Origin of the sequence: Bradyrhizobium sp. (assembly GCF_016213215.1) — a bacterium.
Taxonomy (GTDB): domain Bacteria; phylum Pseudomonadota; class Alphaproteobacteria; order Rhizobiales; family Xanthobacteraceae; genus Bradyrhizobium.
In genome coordinates this window covers 1-18558 of the sequence record NZ_JACRAW010000082.1, presented here as the reverse complement: position 1 = coordinate 18558, position 18558 = coordinate 1, and the positions used below count along the sequence as shown (strand labels likewise).

The window sequence follows — 18558 nt, the reverse complement described above, 5'->3', positions numbered from 1 at the left end:
GGGAGACGACGTCGCGCGAGGCGAGATCCTTGGCGGAGGGCGCATAGCGCTCCAGGAAGCGCTCGCCCTCGGACTTGTCGAGATAGCCGCCTTCGCCGCGCGCGCCCTCGGTGACGAGGCAGCCGGCGCCGTATATTCCGGTCGGGTGGAACTGGACGAACTCCATGTCCTGCAGCGGCAGGCCGGCGCGCAGCACCATGCCGCTGCCGTCACCCGTCTGGGTGTGGGCGCCGGTGCAGGAATAATAGATGCGGCCGTAGCCGCCGGTGGCGAGGATCGTGGTCTGCGCCCGGAACCGGTGCAGCGTGCCGTCATCGAGTTTCAGCGCGATCACGCCGCGGCAGGCGCCCTGGTCGTCCATGATCAGGTCGATGGCGAAGAACTCGATGTAGAATTCCGCGGAATGGCGCAGCGCCTGGCCGTACATGGTGTGCAGCATGGCGTGGCCGGTACGGTCGGCGGCGGCGCAGGTGCGCTGCGCCTGGCCCTTGCCGAAGTCGATGGTCATGCCGCCGAATGGCCGCTGGTAGATCCTGCCGTCCTCGGTGCGCGAGAACGGCACGCCCCAATGCTCGAGCTCGTAGACGGCTTCCGGCGCCTGGCGCACCATGTATTCGATGGCGTCCTGGTCGCCGAGCCAGTCCGACCCCTTGACGGTGTCGTACATGTGCCAGCGCCAGTCGTCCTGGTGCATGTTGCCGAGCGCAGCCGAAATGCCGCCCTGGGCGGCTACGGTGTGCGAGCGGGTCGGGAACACCTTGGTGATGCAGGCGGTGCGCAGGCCCGCCTCGCTGGAGCCGACGACGGCGCGCAGGCCGGCGCCGCCGGCACCGACCACGACGACATCGTAGGTGTGATCCTCGATCGCATAGGCTTTTCCGTTGGTGGCAGGAGCGCCGTTCCCCTTGCCATTTGCGCCGCCAGCCATGGACTAGACTCCGGATGAAAGTTTGAAGATCGCGTAGATCGAGGCGAGCGCCACCGCGAACGAGAAGAAATTGTTGGCCATGATGCTGGCGAGCTTCAGCTTCTCGTTATGGACATAGTCCTCGATCACGACCTGCATTCCGATCTTCATGTGCCAGGCGCTGGCGATGATGAAGAGCAGAAGGATCACCGCGATCGGCAGCGAGCCCAGGATCTGCGCCGCGCCCGCCTGGTTGCGGCCGATCACCGTCATGATAACCACGAGCACCGGAAGGATGAGGAGCGTCATCGCGACGCCGGTGATGCGCTGGCGCCAGAAATCCTTGGTGCCGGAATGGGCGGAGCCGAGGTTGCGGACGCGGCCGAGCGGCGTGCGCATGGACCGGCCCTTGGGCGATCCGTGAGACTCGATGTAGCTCATCGTCCGCCTCCGATTGCGTAAGCGATGATCCAGATCAGCAGCGTCATCGCGATGCCGCCGATCAGGGCGCCCCAGGTCAGCGCCTCGCGCTCGCTGGCCTTGAACCCGTAGCCGAGATCCCAGACGAAATGACGGATGCCGCTGAGCAAATGATGCATCAGCGCCCAGGTGTAGCCGAACACGATCAGTCGGCCGATGAAGCTCGAGCTGAAGGCCTGCACGTTGGCGTAGGCGGCAGGACCGGAAGCCGCCGCGATCAGCCACCAGGCGAGCAGCAGGGTTCCGAAGTAGAGCGCGACGCCGGTGGCGCGATGCACGATGGAAAGCGCCATCGTCAGCGTCCAGCGATAGGTTTGCAGGTGTGGTGAAAGCGGTCGTTCGATCCGTGCGGTCATCGGCGGGCTTTGCAATTTTGCGGCCCTGCATGGGCTCGCGGGGATCGCGAAGGGGGCCGGCCTTATTTACGAAGTCGAACCCATCAGTGCAACGATCAAATGGTGGATAAGCGAACTCTCGTTCAATCCTACAACGATGATGAAGCGAAGCAGATCAGAGGCTTGGTATACCAGCGGTTCAGAGGAGTCTGAAGAACTGAACTATCGTTCCGTAATTGCACGGACCGCCTCAAACATCGCCGAAAGGTCGGTCGAAAGGTTGTACGAATCAGAGCGTCGCGCTGTCTTGCGGCAACGTCAGCGACGCACCTGCGGGCCTTCCGGGGCTCTGGGAGAGACGTCGGATTTGCACCGAAGCTCTCCGGGTGCGCCGAGGCAAGGCGCTCGTTGTGCGAGTGCCCGCGACACCATGCGCGGCATTCGCGATTGCATGGGGCTTGCGGCTGTGATGGCCGAGTCGACGCACTTTGCCCTCCGCCGACTGGAGGGGCGGGTGCTGCCATCATCCTTCGAGACAGCACGCAAGCGCCGCTTCTCATTCTCAGATGAGGAGCTTGCGGTGATGGGAGGCGAGAGAGTGACCGATGTGGCTATTTCAGGAATCCGACTTCGCCAGCCGGAGCTGCGCGCGCTTCGACCGCACTTCGCTGTGGCGCCATTTGCGGAGGTCACCCCGTTCCTCCAGGCGGTCGGCCTCGACGAGCGCCTGAACGCGAGCCGCAAACATTTCGTCGGTGACCCCGAGCTTGAGCTCTTCGCCCCGTTCAACCGCGTTCCAGACGACCATAGCCATCTTCTGCCATCGCGGTTTCATGACGGAGAAAATGATCTCGTTCGATGTCCTTCTCCGAAGCAGACAGAGGCAGCGATACATCTTCCCAGGAAAGCGAGCTATTGATTTCAGGGAACGTCTCAAACGGAAGCATGTCCGGAAATCGCTCGTAAATGAGCCGCAGCAGTTCCGAAGTGAGATTGATGATCAGCTCCCTCAAGGAGGCCGCGTCGTTGTCCTCGTGTGCAAAAAGCGCGGCTGCTGCTTTCGCCTCGTCGAGCTCGTAGGCTGCCTGAAGCAAATAGTCGAGGATGTCGGCCGCCTGGTCTTCATTCATTTCTCTGTTCCCGGGTCGCAGAGCCGCGCTTACATCTCGTCCTCGTGGTGATCGTGATGCCTTTCGTCGATCGACTTCAAATCCGGATAGCGCTGGAAGATCGCCTCCATCATCTGGAGCAGCTCGAAGTGCAGCGCGTGCGATAGCGGGCCGAAGGCCTCGCCGAATATTTTCCGACCAGTCTCGCCAATTTCCAGGATGCCCGTCTCCGCGCATTCGAGCGCGTCAGCAGCGTCGTGCAGATGTCCGAGAATTTCTTCAGCTCGGTCTCGGTCCATGATCTTACCTCCGCCGCGGGCCGCCTGCTCCTATCTGCATGCAAATCTACCTGCGCGTGTCGCGAAAAACATTCTCGCGTACTCTGCCACATTGCCGTGTCAGCGCGGTGGCAAAGCCGGAGCGGCAATCGCCAATCCACAAATTTTGTCAGACGTTGCGGTAGAGAAAATCGACTAGGAACGGCAGATGCTCGAAGCGCTCGGTTCGCTGGTGGCCAAAGCCTCGCGTCTGGTACCACTGCTTCAACGCGCCGTGGCCGGCAATGAGCGCGGCTTCAATCTGCGTTGCCCCCAGCGCAGCCGCGCGCGCGATCATTTCCTCCAGCAGCCGACTCCCGATGCCATGTTGCCGCCACTGCGGAAGAACCGCGAGCTTCTCCATGGCGCAGATCCCTTGCCTGGGAAGGCGTATGCCGACGCAGCCGCAGGCGCCACGTTCGCCGGGGTTTTCCGCAACCAGAAACAGCGTGCCCCGATCCATGGCACGAGTGATGGCCGCCGCGGTCACAAAGGCAGGATGGCTGGGTGCGGTTGCTTCGGTAAGCTCAAAACGCTCGGCCACGTCCTTGAAGGAAGCCGCGACCAATTCGGTGATCAGGTCGACGTCCGCAACGCCCGCTTCCCGTATCCGGACCTCGCTCATCCGGCTCGCCCGCCCACCGAGCTACTTCTTCGTATAGATATCCTTATACGTCTCCCGCAGGACGTTCTTCTGCACCTTGCCCATGGTGTTGCGCGGCAGATCATCGACGATGAATACGCGCTTGGGCATCTTGAATTTCGCCAGGCGTCCGTCGAGGCCCCGGAGCACGCTGTCGTCACTGACGCTCGCGCCCGGCTGGCGCACCACCACGGCGGTGACGCCTTCGCCGAAATCGGCATGCGGCACGCCGATCACCGCCGACTCGACCACGCCGGGCATGGCGTCGATCTCGCTCTCGATTTCCTTCGGGTAGACGTTGAAGCCGCCGGAGATCACGAGGTCCTTGCCGCGGCCGAGGATATGCACGTAGCCCTTGTCGTCGATCTTGCCGAGATCGCCGGTGATGAAGAAGCCGTCGTCGCGGAACTCGCTCCTGGTCTTCTCCGGCATGCGCCAATAACCCTTGAAGACGTTGGGCCCCTTCACCTCGATCATGCCGATTTCTTCGCGCGCCAGTTCCTTGCCGGTCTCGGGATCGGTGACGCGCACCGACACGCCGGGCAGGGCATAGCCGACCGCGCCGGGGACGCGCTCGCCGTCATAGGGGTTGGACGTATTCATGTTGGTCTCGGTCATGCCATAGCGTTCGAGCACGGCGTGACCGGTACGAGCCGACCATTCGCGATGGGTATCGGCAAGCAGCGGCGCCGAGCCCGAAACGAACAGGCGCATGTGGCGGGTGGCCTCGCGCGACAGCGCCGCGTTCTGCAGCAGGCGCGTGTAGAAGGTCGGCACGCCCATCAGCACAGTGGCGCGCGCCATCAATTTGATGGTCAGGTCCGGATCGAACTTCGGCAGGAAGATCATCGAGGCGCGCGCGAACAGCGTGACGTTGCTCGCCACGAACAGGCCGTGGGTATGGTAGATCGGCAGCGCGTGGATCAGGACGTCCTTGTCGGTGAAGCGCCAGAAGTCGACCAGCGTCAGCGAGTTGGACGCGAGATTGTCGTGGCTCAGCATGGCTCCCTTGGAGCGTCCGGTCGTGCCCGACGTGTAGAGAATGGCGGCGAGATCGTCGCCCGTCCGCGGCACGGTTACGAATTCCGCTTTCGCCTTGTCGGCCGCTTCCGTCAGCGAGCCCCTGCCGTCGGCGCCGATGGTCTCGACCCTGGCCCTCACCTTGGCGGCAATCGAGCCGATACCCTCCGCCCTGGATGGATCGCACACGACCAGCGACGGTTCGGCGTCGGTGATGAAGTAGTCGAGCTCGTTGAGCGTATACGCGGTGTTGAGCGGCAGATAGACCGCGCCGGCGCGCACGGTCGCGAGATACAGCACGAGCGCCGAAACCGACTTCTCGGTTTGGGCCGCCACCCGGTCGCCCGTCTTGACGCCACGCGCCACCAGCACGTTCGCGATCTGGCCGGCGCGGGCGATCAGGTCGGCGTAGGTGATGCGGCCGCCGTCCAGGGTTTCGATCGCAAGCCGGTTCGGATCATCGAGGCCGTCGAACAGGCGGGAAAACAGGTTGGCGTTGGCAGCTTGGTTCATGCAACATTCCGTGGCGGAAGGGGCGATCGAGGAAGCGGTGGATTAGCAAAAACGCCCCCCGATAAGCAACGGAGACAGTTTGCATGACAAATAGCGGGAAACGAGTGGCGTGGGTAACGGGTGGCGGCAGCGGCATTGGCGAGGCCGGTGCGGAAGCGCTGGCGGCGGACGGCTGGACGGTGGTGGTATCCGGGCGGCGCAAGGACCCGCTGGATGCGGTCGTTGCGAAGATCACCAAGGCGGGCGGGGCGGCGGAAGCGATCCCGCTCGACGTCAGCCTTGTCGCCGACGTGCAGAAGGTCGCGGACCAGATCGTCGCGAAGCATGGCCGCATCGACCTGCTTGTCAACAGCGCCGGCATCAATGTGCCCAAGCGCAGCTGGGACGACATGGAACTTGAGGGCTGGAACAAGCTCGTCGATATCAACCTCAACGGCGTGCTCTATTGCATGCGAGCGGTGCTGCCGACGATGCGCAGGCAGAAGGACGGCTGCATCATCAACGTCTCGTCATGGGCCGGCCGCCACGTCTCCAAGATGCCGGGTCCGGCCTACACCACGACCAAACATGCCGTGCTGGCGCTGACCCATTCGTTCAACATGGACGAATGCGTCAACGGCTTGCGCGCCTGCTGCCTGATGCCGGGCGAGGTCGCCACCCCGATCCTGGAGTTGCGCCCGGTGGTGCCCTCGGAAGAGGAGCAGGCGAGAATGCTGCAGTCGGAAGATCTCGGCCGCACCATCGCCTTCATCGCCAGCATGCCGGCGCGGGTGTGCATCAACGAGGTCCTGATCAGCCCGACCTGGAACCGGGGTTTTATTCAGACACCGAACAGGGATTGACGATGCATTCGGTCGTCGCCCCAAACTCTTTCGTCGCCCCCGCGAAAGCGGGGGCCCATAACCCCAGGCTCACGTTGTTTTGCTAGCTATCGGCCCAGAGTCCCGTCATTGCGAGCGAAGCGAAGCAATCCAGACTTGAGCAGATGGAGAGATGCTGGATTCGTCGCCGCGCTCCGCACAAAGACGGAAAGGGCCGCACCACACGAAAACCCGCGCGCGAAGTTTCAGGAATCACAAAAGGTTTTGGTTCGAAACCGCGTCGCAACAACTCCCGTAGCTGGGGCCGACGACGGCGCAGTCGCATCGCGATGATCGGAAGCGCCGTTGTTGCCCACATCATCGCCGGCGCAATCCGCCGGTCAGCACAACTATCGGGAGACTGTTTATGTCGAAGCGTATTGCTTATCTCGCGGCCGCGGCCTTCAGCGCACTGACGATCACCGCAACCGTCATTGCGCCGGCGCGCGCCGGGGAAAAGACGGTCATGGTCGGCGGTGCCGCGATGTATCCATCCAGGACCATCGTCCAGAACGCGGTGAACTCGAAGGATCACACCACGCTGGTGGCCGCGGTGAAGGCCGCGGGCCTCGTCGCGACGCTGGAAGGCAAAGGGCCGTTCACCGTATTCGCGCCGACCAACGCCGCCTTCGGCAAGCTGCCGGCCGGCACGGTCGACAGCCTCGTCAAGCCGGAGAACAAGGCCACACTGACCAGGATCCTCACGTATCATGTCGTACCCGGCAAGCTCGCCGCTTCCGACCTGAAGGACGGCAAGAAGCTCCAGACGGTGGAAGGCGAGGCGCTCACCGTGAAGCAACAGGACGGCAAGGTCTGGATCATCGACGCCAAGGGCAACTCGTCGATGGTGACGATCTCCAACGTCAACCAGTCGAACGGCGTCATCCACGTGGTCGACACCGTGCTGATGCCGGCGGCGTAGACACCGCGGGCGCCTGCTTCATCCCAAACAGGCTGCGCACGGCGGCGGGCCGGGGAAACCCGGCTCGCTATCTTGTGAAGACGATGCACGCCGTGCATCGACTTGATAGCGCACCGGGCGGTAACGAAAGCAAACGCGGGCGCGTATAATCGGGGTCACCGATGTCGAGGGATGGAACCGACATGTCCAGCATTGCTGCCACCGACAGCCACGCCACCGGCGTTGCGCCGGCAAAGGTCATTCAGCCGGCCTGGGTCCGCGTGATGCACTGGATCAACGCCGTCGCCATGATCCTGATGATCATGTCGGGCTGGCAGATCTACAACGCCTCGCCGCTGTTCGACTTCCGCTTCTCGCGCGAGATCACCCTCGGCGGCTGGCTCGCCGGCGCATTGCTGTGGCACTTTGCCGCGATGTGGCTCCTCGCGCTCAACGGCCTCGCCTACGTCATCGTCGGCCTGGCCACCGGGCGCTTTCGCCGGAAGCTGCTGCCGATCACGCGGCGCGGGGTGATGATCGACCTGAAGTCGGCGCTGACGTTCAGGCTCAGCCATGACGATCTCTCCACCTACAACTCTGTGCAGAAGCTGCTCTATCTCGGCATCATCGCGGTCGGCGTGCTCGTGGTGCTGTCGGGATTGGCGATCTGGAAGCCGGTGCAGCTGCAGTGGCTGACCGCGTTGTTCGGCGGCTACGATATCGCCCGCTATGTGCACTTCTTCTGCATGGCGGCGATTGTCGCCTTCCTCGTCGTCCATATTGCCGTGGCGCTGCTGGTGCCGAAGAGCCTGCGCGCCATGATCATCGGCCGCTGAAATCAGGGAGCACACCATGGCCCGCAAACGTTCGTTCCCCATCCCCGGCGTCGACAAGAGGCTGTTGATCAAGGACTCGCTGAAGGTCATGCCGGACCCGACTCGCCGCCGCTTCATCGCGGGCGGCGCCAGCCTCGGCGCGCTGACGCTGCTCACCGGCTGCGACGTGCTCGACAGCTCTTCGGCCGAGGAGATGCTGAAGAAGGTATCCAAGTTCAACGACGCCGTGCAGGCGTGGATGTTCAACCCGGACACGCTGGCGCCGACGTTCCCCGAGAGTGCAATCACGAAGCCGTTCCCCTTCAACGCCTACTACAGCCTCGAGGAGGCCCCCGAGATCGACGGCAGGGACTGGAAGCTGGAGGTGCGCGGCCTCGTCGACAACAAGGGATCGTGGACGCTGGACGAGCTCTACCGGTTGCCTCAGGTCAAGCAGGTCACGCGTCACATCTGCGTCGAAGGCTGGAGCGCGATCGGGAGCTGGACCGGCACGCCGCTGCGCGATTTTCTCAAGCTCGTCGGGGCCGATACGCGCGCGAAATATGTCTGGTTCCAGTGCGCCGACAAGGACGGCTACAACTCGCCGCTCGACATGCCGAGCGCGCTGCATCCGCAGACCCAGATGACGTTCACGTTCGCCGACCAGATCCTGCCGCGCGCCTACGGCTATCCGATGAAGATCCGGGTGCCGACCAAACTCGGGTTCAAGAACCCGAAATATGTGGTCTCGATGGAAGTCACCAACGACTACAAGGGCGGCTACTGGGAAGACCAGGGCTACAATTCGTTCAGCGGGATCTGATGATGGAACGCGCTTACGTGCGCCCCGGTACGACGTGTTGGGGCTGCTCGAGTTTGCGCTGACACAACGCGGCCAGCGCGCCGAGCGCCAGCATCGCGGCGGAAACGTTCAGGGCATAGTCGAGGCTCCCGAGCGCATCGGTGATGGCGCCGACCACGATCGGCCCGAGCGTCTGGCCGATTCCGAAGGCGATGGTCATCGCCGCGATGGCGGTCGGCCAGGCGGCAGGCGGATAGTTGAAGCGCACAAAGGCGGTGGTCGAGCTGACGACTGCAAAGAACGCAATTCCGAACACGACTGCAGAAGTCGCAAGTAGAGCTGTGGAATGGCCGAGGATGGGCAGGCCGGCGCCGAGCGCGTTGGTGCCGAGGATGATCGCCGTCGCCAGGCCGCCGCGGTTGAGCCCGAGCACGCCGCGCCACACCCATGGCGTGACGAAGGCGCTCGCGCCGATCAGGCTCCAGAACGCCGCCTGCGCGGCGGCGCCGCCGCCGGCGTCGCGCACATAGGCGATCATGAAGGTCATGTAGGCGATGTAGCCTGCGCCGAACAGGAAATAGCCGGCGAGATAGATCAGGACGGGCGCGATCGAGAATGACGCGCCGGCGCCCTCGCTGAAGTGGGTCTTGCTTTCGATGCGGGTCAGGAACAGGGGGACGGTCATGACCGTTGCGAGCAGCGTCAGCGCCCACCACACGATCCACCACGAGCCGGGCCCGAACAGCTGCAGCGTGAACGGCGCGATGAGACCCGAGGATACAATGCCGACCCCGGGTGCGGCATAGAACAGGCTGAGGAGAAAGCTCGCCCGCTCGGGATGCGACTGCGCGATGGCGGCGGCAAGCGCGCCACCGCCGACAAATCCAGCGGCCGCGCCAAGGCCGGCTAGCAGGCGGGCAAAGCTCAGAAGAAGGAAGTTGCCGGACAGCGCGCACAGCACGAGCGAGACGAGGCAGGCAAGGGTCCCGCCACGGATCGCAGCCGACCAGCCGAACCGCCGGATCAGACGGGAGGCGATCAGCGCGCCCGCGAGATAGCCGACCGCGTTGATCGTGTTCATGAAGCCGGCGGCCGAATACGACCAGTGCAGGGAATCCCGCATGTCCGGCAGTACCAGCGAATAGGCGAACCGGCCGATGCCCAGTCCGACGGTTGCAGCCACCGACAGCGTCAGGATCAGTCGTGCAGGATGGATGTAGGCTGGGGTGCGGTCGGCGACGTGCAATGGGATACTCCGGCAAGGCGCATCATGGCAGGCCCGGGCGCGATTGCACAGGGCGAGGGACGGCAATGGTGTCTTGCCAATCGCGCAACGCCGCTTTAGCACTCCGACCGAACCGTCATTCCGGGGCGCGGCGAAGCCGCGAACCGGAATCCATTCGTCGGCTTGTGCTCGTGGCCGGCATGGACTCCGGAACGCCGCGCAGCGCTCGACGTCCGGAAATGACGATTAAAATCTCAGAGGAACTGATCATGGCGACCCATAAACTGCTGCTGCTCCCCGGTGACGGCATTGGCCCCGAAGTGATGGCGGAGGTGAAGCGCCTGATCGACTGGCTGAACGCCAAGGGCATTGCCGGCTTCGAGACCGAGCAGGGGCTGGTCGGCGGCGCCGCCTACGACGCGCACAAGGTGTCCATCTCGGAGGGTGACATGGACAAGGCCAAGGCGGCCGATGCCGTGATCTTCGGCGCGGTCGGCGGGCCGAAATGGGACAAGGTTCCCTACGAGGTGCGCCCCGAGGCCGGTCTGCTCCGCTTGCGCAAGGACCTCGGCCTGTTCGCCAATCTGCGCCCGGCGGTTTGCTACCCGGCGCTGGCCGATGCGTCGAGCCTGAAGCGCGAGGCGGTCGAGGGCCTCGACATCATGATCGTGCGCGAACTCACCGGCGGCGTCTATTTCGGAGAACCCAAGACCATCACCGATCTCGGCAACGGCCAGAAGCGCGCGATCGACACGCAGGTCTACGACACCTACGAGATCGAGCGCATCGCGCGCGTAGCCTTCGACCTCGCGCGCAAGCGCCGCAACAAGGTGACGTCGATGGAGAAGCGCAACGTCATGAAGTCGGGCGTGCTCTGGAACGAGGTGGTCACGCAGGTGCACGCGCGCGAATATCCGGACGTTCAGCTCGAGCATCAGCTCGCCGATTCCGGCGGCATGATGCTTGTGAAATGGCCGAAGCAGTTCGACGTCATCGTCACCGACAACCTTTTCGGCGACATGCTGTCGGACATCGCCGCCATGCTGACCGGCTCGCTGGGCATGCTGCCGTCGGCCTCGCTCGGCGAGATCGACGCCAAGACCAGGAAGCGCAGGGCGCTGTACGAGCCGGTGCATGGCTCGGCGCCCGATATCGCCGGCAAGGGCCTCGCCAATCCGATCGCGATGATCTCCTCGTTCGGCATGGCCCTGCGCTATTCGTTCGACATGGGAGCGCTTGCCGACAAGCTCGACCAGGCGATCGCGGCGGTGCTGGCGAGCGGCCTGCGCACGGCGGACATCAAGTCGGAAGGAACGACGCCCGCATCAACCGTCCAGATGGGCGAAGCGATCCTGAAGGAGCTGCAGAAGCTGCACGCGTAGTGCAAATACCGTCAGGGTTCGATGCTTTGCATCGCCCCGGAATGACGTTGCCGGAAAAGCAAATGGCCGGGACTAGCCCGGCCATGACGATAACAAGCGAGAGCGTTCAATAGAGCGGGAAGTTCTGTGGATATCCGCCGACGTCCGCCGGCGTGCTGAGCGGCTGGCGGTCGATCGGACGGTTGAGATTTTCGCGGGCGAACGATGGGTACCCGAGCGCCGGCGGAAACGCGTAGTCGGTGAACTTGCGGTCGCCAGGATTCACCTCGGTGCCGCCATCGAGCCACGAGCGCTTGGTCACGTAAATGCGTGTGCGCGGCCCCTGCTGGTAGACCACGTTCGGGCCGCCGGCACCGTAGTAATGACGGCCGCGATCGTCATACTTGCGCTTGGGCTCGGCGATGGCCGCGGTCGCGATGCTCATGGTGACCACGGCACCCGCCGCAAGCCACAACGCAACCCTGTTCGCGGCGGAAATTCTCGATGTCATTGCATCCTCATTGGGCCGGCGATCGCCGGATTGATTTGCGCCATACTACCCGGGGGGCTCGGTCCGTCACTAGGTCAATTGGGCCACACCAACGGACAATAATCGAACTTAATGGCAAAAGTTCTATGAAAACCAGCGGCTTGGATTGATGTCGGTCAAAGTATACCGCGCAGGCGGGGATTTTCCATGCCGGTCACCCAGTCCGCCATCGGGGCAGGGCCGCATCCCCTGCGCCTGAGTTCGGCGTGGGCGAACAACTCGGCCAGTTTCGGCTCGTTTCCCGCGCTGAGCAACGAGAGCCGGTTCAGCGTGCAGGCGATTGCCGCGCGCCGCGCCGGCAATGTCTCGCCCTGGCAGGACCAGCCGGAAATCTCGAGGGCGCGATCGTCGATCCTTCTGAAAAAGCCGAGGCAGGACAGCGCCTCTCCCGTCCTGGCGGTGGGCTGCAGCAGCGCGACCGTGCCGAACTTGCTGTCGATGAGTCCAGCCGACTCCAGCGTGGCCCGGTCCTCGATACCCATCCGCGCGCCAAGATCCGCCGCGGGGGACAGCGACGTCTTCAATTCACCGCCCGGCCGGTAGATCTGCAGTTCCGCGATCGGCTTGTCGTCCCTGCTCCAGCGCAGGATATCCTTTCGGCCGCCTCGGGTGTGCCGGAGGATGCTGTAAGGCTCTGTTTTTTCGAGAGGATCGAGCGAGCTGACAGAGAAAGCCGGATGGGAGCGGCCTGCCTCGCTCCAGCCGGAGCCCGATCTGGCCGCAATTTCTGAGACGCCGATCGCGGGTACCTGGTCGAGGCCGTAGAGGCCGAGGATGGCAAGCAGCGCCAGAGCCCCCACATAGGCGAACAGACGCGCGAGCGTGCCGGTCACCTCGTCGGCGAAGCCGGCAAGGGCCAGGAGCATTCCGGTTTTGGAAGGGGATGTGGCCGGACAGGCCCAGAACGATTGCATCAAACGCCCGACGAGAGGGTCCAACGTTGTCTCCAACGTTGTCTCGGGGCCGTTTCTCGCATAGAAGCGCTGCGCTTCCCTGTTACGCGCGCCGGCGCGGGAAGGCATTTTTCATCGGAGAGTGAACGATGGGTTACAAAGTCGCAGTGGTCGGAGCGACCGGCAATGTCGGACGGGAAATGCTCACCATTCTCGATGAGCGCAAATTCCCCGCTGACGAGGTCGTGGCGCTGGCCTCGCGCCGCAGCGTCGGCGTCGAAGTCTCCTACGGCGACCGCACCCTGAAGGTCAAAGCGCTGGAGCATTACGACTTCTCCGACGTCGACATCTGCCTGATGTCGGCCGGCGGCGCGGTGTCCAAGGAATGGTCGCCGAAGATCGGCGCGACCGGCGCGGTCGTCATCGACAATTCCTCGGCCTGGCGCATGGATCCGGACGTGCCGCTGATCGTGCCCGAGGTGAATGCGGACGCCGCGGCCGGCTTCACCAAGAAGAACATCATCGCCAACCCGAACTGCTCGACCGCGCAGCTCGTGGTCGCGCTGAAGCCGCTGCACGACAAGGCGAGGATCAAGCGCGTGGTGGTCTCGACCTATCAGTCGGTGTCGGGCGCCGGCAAGGACGCGATGGACGAGTTGTTCTCGCAGACCAAGGCCGTCTACACCAATGACGAACTGATCAACAAGAAATTCCCGAAGCGGATCGCCTTCAACGTCATCCCGCACATCGACGTCTTCATGGAGGACGGCTACACCAAGGAAGAGTGGAAGATGATGGCGGAGACCAAGAAGATTCTTGATCCCAAGATCAAGCTCACCGCCACCTGCGTGCGCGTGCCGGTCTTCATCGGGCATTCGGAGGCCGTCAACATCGAATTCGAGAACCCGATCACGGCGGACGAGGCGCGCGACATCCTGCGCAAGGCGCCGGGTTGCCTCGTCATCGACAAGCAGGAGCCCGGCGGCTACGCCACGCCTTACGAGGCGGCCGGCGAGGACGCGACCTATATCAGCCGCATCCGCGAGGATGGCACGGTCGAGAACGGACTCGCGCTGTGGTGCGTGTCGGACAATCTGCGCAAGGGCGCGGCGCTCAACGCCGTGCAGATCGCAGAGTGCCTGATCAACCGCAAGCTGATCACCGCCAAAAAGCGAGCGGCGTAACGCCGGCGTCTGCCGTGGGATGTGAGGGAGCCGGAATCGATGACCGAGCAGCCGGCTTCCTATCGGCCCAATCCCAGGCTGAAGCGCATTGAGGGCGGCTTCGAGAGCCTGATCTTCAACAGCCGCTGGCTGATGGCGCCGTTTTACTTCGGCCTCGTCATCAGCCTGGCGGTGCTGCTCTACAAGTTCGCGGTGATGTTGTGGGAGTTCATCCTGCACGTGCCGCATTCGAAGGAATCCGACATCATTCTCGGCGTGCTCAGCCTGATCGATGTGTCGCTGACCGGCAATCTGATCCTGATCGTGGTGTTCTCAGGATACGAGAATTTCGTCTCGCGTATCGACCCCGGCGGCCATCCGGATTGGCCGGAATGGATGACCAAGATCCATTTTGGCGGCTTGAAGCAAAAGCTGCTGGCTTCGATCGTCGCGATTTCGGCAATTCAGGTGCTGAAAGCGTTCCTGAATATCGACAGTATCTTCGATCCGAGCAAGCTGGCGTGGCTCGTTGGCGTACATCTGGTGTTCGTGGTTTCAGCCTTCATGCTGGCGATATCCGACCGCTGGAGCGGTAGCAGCGAGCACGGGGGCGAATAGGGTAATCGCTATTCCGCGTGTTCCTGGACGCTGCGGAACTCCTTCGCCGTCCTGTCGAGCACGAACAGCGAGCCCTCGGAGACGCCGAAATAGCCGCCGTGCAATTGCAGATCGCCGCTCTCCACCATCTTGCGCACGAATGGGAACGACATGAGGTTCTCCAGGCTGCGGAACACCGCGGCCTTCTCGATGCGCACGGTGAACTGATGCATGCTCTCGTGCTCGCGCTGCTCGACCACTTCGCCCGGCTTGATGAACATGGCCATCCAGCGGCCGATGAAATCGCCCGGCGATAGCGGCTCGATCTTGTCGATGAAGGCGCGGATGCCGCCGCACTGCGCATGGCCGAGCACCACGATGTGCTTCACGCGCAGGACGTTCACCGCATATTCCAGCGCCGCCGAGACGCCATGGGCGCCACCGTCGGGCTCGTAGACCGGCACCAGGTTGGCGACGTTGCGGACCACGAATAATTCGCCGGGGCCGGCGTCAAAGATCACTTCCGGCGATACGCGCGAATCGCAGCAGCCGATCACCATCACCTCGGGGGACTGACCCCTGACTGACAATTCACGATAGCGGCTCTGCTCGGTCGGCAGTCGCTGGGTCGCGAAAGAACGATAGCCTTCCAGCAATTGCTTCGGGAACGTGATCATGCGGATTGCTAATCACAAGCGGCTGGACCGGACAAGCCTTTCGAACAGGCAGACGAAATGGTAGGCCTCAGGCAATAGCGACTGAAGGAACCAGAAGGAACGGGACATGATCCGCCCTCGCCGCAGCCTCCTGTTCATGCCCGGATCGAACCCACGCGCTCTGGAAAAGGCGCGGAACCTTGCCGCCGACGGCCTGATCCTCGATCTCGAGGATTCTGTTGCGCCCGAGGCCAAGGAGGCCGCGCGAGATCAGGTTGCTCAGGCGGTCGCGGCAAAGGGCTTCGGCAAGCGCGAAATCCTGATCCGCACCAATGGGCTGGATACGCCCTGGTGGCGAGACGACGTTGCCATGGCCGCGAAGGTCGCGCCCGACGGCATCCTGGTGCCGAAGGTGTCGACCGTCGAGGACCTCAACGCCATTGGTGCGCAGCTTGCCGAGAGCGGCGCGGCCGCGGAGATCCGGGTCTGGACCATGATCGAGACCGCGCAAGCGGTGCTAAGTGCGGAGGAGCTTGCCTCCGCCTCGCGCGATCCGCGGACGCGCCTTGCGGGCTTCGTGTTCGGGCCAAACGACATCTCAAGGGAGACGCGGATCAGGATGCTGCCCGGCCGCGCCACGATGATCCCCATGATCACCCATTGCATCCTGGCGGCGCGGGCCCATGGCCTGGAAATTCTCGACGGGCCCTACAGCGATCTCAGCAACAGCGATGGTCTAGCGCTGGAATGCGCCCAGGCGCGCGACCTGGGGTTCGATGGCAAGACGCTGATCCATCCCTCCCAGATCGACGCCTGCAATGCGATCTTCACGCCGCCCTCGGAGGAAGTCACGCAGGCGCGCAAGATCATCGCCGCATTCGAATTGCCCGAGAATGCCGCGCGCGGCGCCATTCGTCTCGACGGCCAGATGGTGGAGCGGTTGCATGCCGAGATGGCGCGGCGAACGATCGCGATCGCCGACGCCATCGCCGCGACGAGCAAGCCGTAAGACGCGCGGTGCGGCGATCTGCGGATGCAGGTCGCCTGCAATTTCCCATCGCCTCAGGCGCGAATGTCGCGCACAGCTTCGATCGACTCGACTGCGGCCAGCGCGGTCTTGCCGTTGCCCAGCAACGCCGCCCCGCCCGCATTGTGCAGCCGTACGAACATTAGTGCGGCAATCGCGATCACGAGGAGGATGTGGATCCAGCCGATGCGCACGACCGCCTCAGTGAGCCGTGCGCTCGAGCGAATCCAGCGTGGCCGCGTTGAGGCAGTAGGCGTGGTAGTGCTGAGCCGCCGTGCACGCGGCAAGGTCGCGATGGCATCGCGCCTTGTCACGGCAGAGCGCGCACACCCGCTCCATGTCGCGTAGCAGGAGCGGATTGTCCCGTCCCAGCTCTTCCTCGCTGAAACCCAGCTGGTGCAACATCTTCGGCAGTTCATCGGCCGCATGCTGTCCGTGCTGGATCAGCTCTTCGAGATCTTCCGGAGAAACCCGCAAGTCGTTTGCAATCCGGTCGAAATCGGCACGATCCAGCTGGCGCATCTCGTTCAGCTCCCGCCGGTGTTTCAGCCACTCGCCCAAGGTATCGATCAGCATTTGGACTGCGGGATATGGCATGTTGTGGAGGTTCATTCGCAGCTCCAGTTCACTTCCAAATCAACAAACTAACTATATCGCTGCAGTGCACAAAATTCGTTGCGCTGGATCAAAGAAACGGCGTGACGCTACGGGGTGGGGACAATCCATTTGGCCGCCACATTTCGCACGAGCATCGCAAACCGGGCTCGTCACTCAATATGAGGCTGTCGCACCACCAACCCTGCGTTAGTGTGCCTGTCGGGATCATGCGCAGGCGGGCGCAACTCTCGTCGCAACACCACAACCCTGTGCAAATTTATCGGCTGCCCAGGCGTAAAGGCTGCCGGGAACCGGCGGCTGCTTGCCGCTGCCTTTGGGTGAGATGTGGAGACCCATGATTTCAGGATCGGTAACCAGCGAGGAGAAATCCCTCGGTTCAAAAAACAGCTTCGGCTTGGCATGCACTGCGTAGAAGAATTTCTCCGGCAATGCATATTTCAGGGCATCCGAGCGGCGGGCAAGCGCCGTAAGCGCCGCCGGCCCGTACATGGCGACCCGGACATCGGCGATGCGGTGCGAGCCGCGCAGGCGGTTGAGGGCAAAGGTCACGCGATGGCTCAGCGACAGCCATTCGGGCTTCAGCTCGTGCTGCCGCATCAACTTCTCGAAGGCGATGACGATCGGGTGCTGCGCCGGCAGGTACAGCACTGAGTTGCCGAGCTGGCGCGGCCGTTCCCAGGCAAAATAGGGCGTGGCGGGATCGATCTCGATCGGCTTCAGGAGAAGCACGTCCGCATCGAGCCATAGCCCCGCGCCTTTCGACATCAGCCGCATCCGGAAGAAGTCGCTGAACTGCAGCATGGTCCAGTCGCGCCAGCTGCCGTCCGGCTCGGCCGGGCGCAGCTTCTCTGAAAAGGCATGCGGCAGGACCGCCTCGGCCTCGGCATTGCCGACGCCTTCGGGCAGGCCGGGAATGGCATCGAAACTGTAGACGGTGACCTTATGGCCGGCCGCGACCTGCGAACGCAGGCAGGTCAGGCGCAGCGCATCCAAAGGGCCATGCCAGAAGGTGACGACGTCGGGCAGCATACGCGTCACCTAGGGGGGGCTTGCAGCAAGGTGGAAATGTTTGACAAAGCAAATCACGTAAGAAAAAGCCCCGGCGCCTATGTGGTGTCGGGGCTGGAGGACCGGATCAGGCCCAGGCGCGCTCGCGCTTGGCCTTCTGTTCATAGGAATCGATCGCGCTCTTCTTTTCCATGGTGAGCCCGATGTCGTCGAGACCGTTGATCAGGCAATGCTTGCGGAACGGATCGATGTCGAACTTCACCGTGCCGCCGTCAGGTCCGCGGATTTCCTGGTTGGGCAGGTCGATGGTGAGCGTCGCATTGGCGCCGCGCTCGGCGTCGTCGAACAGCTTGTCGAGGTCTTCCTGGGAAACTCGGATCGGCAGAATGCCGTTCTTGAAACAGTTGTTGTAGAAGATGTCGCCGAACGAGGTCGAGATCACGCAGCGGATGCCGAAATCGAGCAGCGCCCATGGCGCATGCTCGCGGCTCGAGCCACAGCCGAAATTGTCGCCAGCCACCAGGATCCTGGCGTTGCGATAGGCCGGCTTGTTGAGGATGAAGTCCGGGTTCTCGCTGCCGTCATCCTTGTAGCGCTGCTCTGAAAAAAGCCCCTTGCCGAGACCGGTGCGCTTGATCGTCTTCAGATACTGCTTCGGGATGATCATGTCGGTATCGACATTGATGATCTTCAGCGGGGCCGCGACGCCTTCCAGCGTGGTGAACTTGTCCATGGTCCTGGTCTTTGGTCCTGGTTTT

General features: G+C 63.3%; 24 protein-coding genes. 8 read left to right on the top strand and 16 right to left on the bottom strand.

Annotated features, from left to right (window positions below):
* The 8 genes from HY852_RS14845 to HY852_RS14810 form a co-directional block, all read right to left on the bottom strand.
* Positions 1-928: FAD-binding protein (locus HY852_RS14845; RefSeq protein WP_291605518.1), on the bottom strand; the 928-nt coding region annotated here is incomplete at its 3' end.
* A gap of 3 nt (positions 929-931) precedes the next feature.
* Positions 932-1348, bottom strand: a complete 417-nt coding sequence (gene sdhD, locus HY852_RS14840) for a succinate dehydrogenase, hydrophobic membrane anchor protein (RefSeq protein ID WP_291605517.1) — start codon at positions 1346-1348, stop codon at positions 932-934.
* Positions 1345-1743: a succinate dehydrogenase, cytochrome b556 subunit gene (sdhC, locus tag HY852_RS14835; RefSeq protein WP_291605516.1), complete on the bottom strand. Its 399-nt coding sequence runs from the start codon at positions 1741-1743 to the stop codon at positions 1345-1347. Before sdhC ends, sdhD begins: the two co-directional genes overlap by 4 nt.
* A 595-nt stretch (positions 1744-2338) precedes the next feature.
* Positions 2339-2530: a hypothetical protein gene (locus HY852_RS14830; protein ID WP_291605515.1), complete on the bottom strand. Its 192-nt coding sequence runs from the start codon at positions 2528-2530 to the stop codon at positions 2339-2341.
* Positions 2508-2852 (bottom strand): hypothetical protein, encoded by a 345-nt coding sequence (locus HY852_RS14825; protein ID WP_291605514.1) that lies wholly within the window; start codon positions 2850-2852, stop codon positions 2508-2510. The genes HY852_RS14830 and HY852_RS14825 overlap by 23 nt, the downstream gene beginning before the upstream one ends.
* A gap of 29 nt (positions 2853-2881) precedes the next feature.
* A complete protein-coding gene (locus HY852_RS14820) occupies positions 2882-3130 on the bottom strand; it encodes a hypothetical protein (RefSeq protein ID WP_291605513.1) in 249 nt (82 codons plus the stop codon).
* A gap of 148 nt (positions 3131-3278) precedes the next feature.
* Positions 3279-3773 (bottom strand): GNAT family N-acetyltransferase, encoded by a 495-nt coding sequence (locus tag HY852_RS14815; RefSeq protein ID WP_291605512.1) that lies wholly within the window; start codon positions 3771-3773, stop codon positions 3279-3281.
* Positions 3774-3794: 21 nt separating this feature from the next.
* Positions 3795-5324, bottom strand: a complete 1530-nt coding sequence (locus HY852_RS14810) for a malonyl-CoA synthase (RefSeq protein WP_291605511.1) — start codon at positions 5322-5324, stop codon at positions 3795-3797.
* 83 nt (positions 5325-5407) lie between these two features.
* Between HY852_RS14810 and HY852_RS14805 the strand changes: the two genes are divergently transcribed.
* The 4 genes from HY852_RS14805 to HY852_RS14790 all read left to right on the top strand — a co-directional run bounded on the left by HY852_RS14805 (position 5408) and on the right by HY852_RS14790 (position 8723).
* Positions 5408-6166: an SDR family oxidoreductase gene (locus HY852_RS14805; RefSeq protein ID WP_291605510.1), complete on the top strand. Its 759-nt coding sequence runs from the start codon at positions 5408-5410 to the stop codon at positions 6164-6166.
* Positions 6167-6551: 385 nt separating this feature from the next.
* Positions 6552-7106, top strand: coding sequence for a fasciclin domain-containing protein (locus tag HY852_RS14800; protein WP_291605509.1), 555 nt, complete (start codon positions 6552-6554; stop codon positions 7104-7106).
* A gap of 182 nt (positions 7107-7288) precedes the next feature.
* Positions 7289-7921: a cytochrome b/b6 domain-containing protein gene (locus tag HY852_RS14795; RefSeq protein ID WP_291605508.1), complete on the top strand. Its 633-nt coding sequence runs from the start codon at positions 7289-7291 to the stop codon at positions 7919-7921.
* A 16-nt stretch (positions 7922-7937) separates the two neighbouring features.
* Positions 7938-8723 (top strand): molybdopterin-binding protein, encoded by a 786-nt coding sequence (locus tag HY852_RS14790; protein WP_291605507.1) that lies wholly within the window; start codon positions 7938-7940, stop codon positions 8721-8723.
* 13 nt (positions 8724-8736) lie between these two features.
* Here the strand turns inward: HY852_RS14790 and HY852_RS14785 are convergent, their stop codons facing one another.
* Complete coding sequence (locus HY852_RS14785) at positions 8737-9948, bottom strand: YbfB/YjiJ family MFS transporter (protein ID WP_291605506.1); 1212 nt, start codon at positions 9946-9948, stop codon at positions 8737-8739.
* A gap of 248 nt (positions 9949-10196) precedes the next feature.
* Here HY852_RS14785 and leuB point away from each other — a divergent pair, with 248 nt between their 5' ends.
* Positions 10197-11309 (top strand): 3-isopropylmalate dehydrogenase, encoded by a 1113-nt coding sequence (leuB, locus tag HY852_RS14780; protein WP_291605505.1) that lies wholly within the window; start codon positions 10197-10199, stop codon positions 11307-11309.
* A gap of 106 nt (positions 11310-11415) precedes the next feature.
* Here the strand turns inward: leuB and HY852_RS14775 are convergent, their stop codons facing one another.
* Together HY852_RS14775 and HY852_RS14770 are read right to left on the bottom strand one after the other, a co-directional pair.
* On the bottom strand, positions 11416-11799 hold the full coding sequence (locus HY852_RS14775; RefSeq protein ID WP_291605504.1) for a hypothetical protein: 384 nt from the start codon (positions 11797-11799) through the stop codon (positions 11416-11418).
* A gap of 155 nt (positions 11800-11954) precedes the next feature.
* Positions 11955-12704, bottom strand: a complete 750-nt coding sequence (locus HY852_RS14770; protein ID WP_367116365.1) for a hypothetical protein — start codon at positions 12702-12704, stop codon at positions 11955-11957.
* 176 nt (positions 12705-12880) lie between these two features.
* On the opposite strand from HY852_RS14770, the gene HY852_RS14765 reads away from it, so the two are divergent.
* Together HY852_RS14765 and HY852_RS14760 are read left to right on the top strand one after the other, a co-directional pair.
* Complete coding sequence (locus HY852_RS14765) at positions 12881-13915, top strand: aspartate-semialdehyde dehydrogenase (protein WP_291605503.1); 1035 nt, start codon at positions 12881-12883, stop codon at positions 13913-13915.
* Between the two features lie 39 nt (positions 13916-13954).
* A complete protein-coding gene (locus HY852_RS14760; protein ID WP_291605502.1) occupies positions 13955-14512 on the top strand; it encodes a TIGR00645 family protein in 558 nt (185 codons plus the stop codon).
* Between the two features lie 8 nt (positions 14513-14520).
* Here the strand turns inward: HY852_RS14760 and HY852_RS14755 are convergent, their stop codons facing one another.
* A complete protein-coding gene (locus tag HY852_RS14755) occupies positions 14521-15168 on the bottom strand; it encodes a carbonic anhydrase (protein WP_291605501.1) in 648 nt (215 codons plus the stop codon).
* A 106-nt stretch (positions 15169-15274) separates the two neighbouring features.
* On the opposite strand from HY852_RS14755, the gene HY852_RS14750 reads away from it, so the two are divergent.
* Positions 15275-16156 (top strand): CoA ester lyase, encoded by an 882-nt coding sequence (locus tag HY852_RS14750; RefSeq protein ID WP_291605500.1) that lies wholly within the window; start codon positions 15275-15277, stop codon positions 16154-16156.
* A 53-nt stretch (positions 16157-16209) separates the two neighbouring features.
* Here HY852_RS14750 and HY852_RS14745 read toward each other — a convergent pair whose 3' ends face one another.
* From HY852_RS14745 to leuD, 4 genes are all read right to left on the bottom strand, one after another.
* Positions 16210-16368, bottom strand: a complete 159-nt coding sequence (locus tag HY852_RS14745) for a hypothetical protein (protein WP_291605499.1) — start codon at positions 16366-16368, stop codon at positions 16210-16212.
* Between the two features lie 7 nt (positions 16369-16375).
* Complete coding sequence (locus HY852_RS14740) at positions 16376-16786, bottom strand: hypothetical protein (protein ID WP_291605498.1); 411 nt, start codon at positions 16784-16786, stop codon at positions 16376-16378.
* Between the two features lie 210 nt (positions 16787-16996).
* Positions 16997-17821 carry a hypothetical protein gene (locus HY852_RS14735; protein WP_291605497.1) on the bottom strand — a complete coding sequence of 275 codons (825 nt, stop codon included), beginning with the start codon at positions 17819-17821 and terminating at the stop codon, positions 16997-16999.
* Positions 17822-17927: 106 nt separating this feature from the next.
* Positions 17928-18533: a 3-isopropylmalate dehydratase small subunit gene (leuD, locus tag HY852_RS14730; protein ID WP_291605519.1), complete on the bottom strand. Its 606-nt coding sequence runs from the start codon at positions 18531-18533 to the stop codon at positions 17928-17930.
* Positions 18534-18558 lie beyond the last annotated feature (25 nt).

Excerpts from the sequence above, each read along its gene's own strand:
- HY852_RS14775 (WP_291605504.1), bottom strand. The coding sequence starts at position 11,799 with ATGACATCGAGAATTTCCGCCGCGAACAGGGTTGCGTTGTGGCTTGCG.
- HY852_RS14800 (WP_291605509.1), top strand. The coding sequence starts at position 6,552 with ATGTCGAAGCGTATTGCTTATCTCGCGGCCGCGGCCTTCAGCGCACTG.
- HY852_RS14825 (WP_291605514.1), bottom strand. The coding sequence starts at position 2,852 with ATGAATGAAGACCAGGCGGCCGACATCCTCGACTATTTGCTTCAGGCA.
- HY852_RS14790 (WP_291605507.1), top strand. The coding sequence starts at position 7,938 with ATGGCCCGCAAACGTTCGTTCCCCATCCCCGGCGTCGACAAGAGGCTG.
- HY852_RS14830 (WP_291605515.1), bottom strand. The coding sequence starts at position 2,530 with ATGGTCGTCTGGAACGCGGTTGAACGGGGCGAAGAGCTCAAGCTCGGG.
- HY852_RS14740 (WP_291605498.1), bottom strand. The coding sequence starts at position 16,786 with ATGAACCTCCACAACATGCCATATCCCGCAGTCCAAATGCTGATCGAT.
- HY852_RS14750 (WP_291605500.1), top strand. The coding sequence starts at position 15,275 with ATGATCCGCCCTCGCCGCAGCCTCCTGTTCATGCCCGGATCGAACCCA.
- HY852_RS14815 (WP_291605512.1), bottom strand. The coding sequence starts at position 3,773 with ATGAGCGAGGTCCGGATACGGGAAGCGGGCGTTGCGGACGTCGACCTG.
- HY852_RS14770 (WP_367116365.1), bottom strand. The coding sequence starts at position 12,704 with ATGCTCCTGGCCCTTGCCGGCTTCGCCGACGAGGTGACCGGCACGCTC.
- HY852_RS14795 (WP_291605508.1), top strand. The coding sequence starts at position 7,289 with ATGTCCAGCATTGCTGCCACCGACAGCCACGCCACCGGCGTTGCGCCG.
- HY852_RS14820 (WP_291605513.1), bottom strand. The coding sequence starts at position 3,130 with ATGGACCGAGACCGAGCTGAAGAAATTCTCGGACATCTGCACGACGCT.
- HY852_RS14810 (WP_291605511.1), bottom strand. The coding sequence starts at position 5,324 with ATGAACCAAGCTGCCAACGCCAACCTGTTTTCCCGCCTGTTCGACGGC.
- sdhC (WP_291605516.1), bottom strand. The coding sequence starts at position 1,743 with ATGACCGCACGGATCGAACGACCGCTTTCACCACACCTGCAAACCTAT.
- HY852_RS14805 (WP_291605510.1), top strand. The coding sequence starts at position 5,408 with ATGACAAATAGCGGGAAACGAGTGGCGTGGGTAACGGGTGGCGGCAGC.
- HY852_RS14760 (WP_291605502.1), top strand. The coding sequence starts at position 13,955 with ATGACCGAGCAGCCGGCTTCCTATCGGCCCAATCCCAGGCTGAAGCGC.
- HY852_RS14735 (WP_291605497.1), bottom strand. The coding sequence starts at position 17,821 with ATGCTGCCCGACGTCGTCACCTTCTGGCATGGCCCTTTGGATGCGCTG.
- HY852_RS14765 (WP_291605503.1), top strand. The coding sequence starts at position 12,881 with ATGGGTTACAAAGTCGCAGTGGTCGGAGCGACCGGCAATGTCGGACGG.
- HY852_RS14755 (WP_291605501.1), bottom strand. The coding sequence starts at position 15,168 with ATGATCACGTTCCCGAAGCAATTGCTGGAAGGCTATCGTTCTTTCGCG.
- leuD (WP_291605519.1), bottom strand. The coding sequence starts at position 18,533 with ATGGACAAGTTCACCACGCTGGAAGGCGTCGCGGCCCCGCTGAAGATC.
- sdhD (WP_291605517.1), bottom strand. The coding sequence starts at position 1,348 with ATGAGCTACATCGAGTCTCACGGATCGCCCAAGGGCCGGTCCATGCGC.
- leuB (WP_291605505.1), top strand. The coding sequence starts at position 10,197 with ATGGCGACCCATAAACTGCTGCTGCTCCCCGGTGACGGCATTGGCCCC.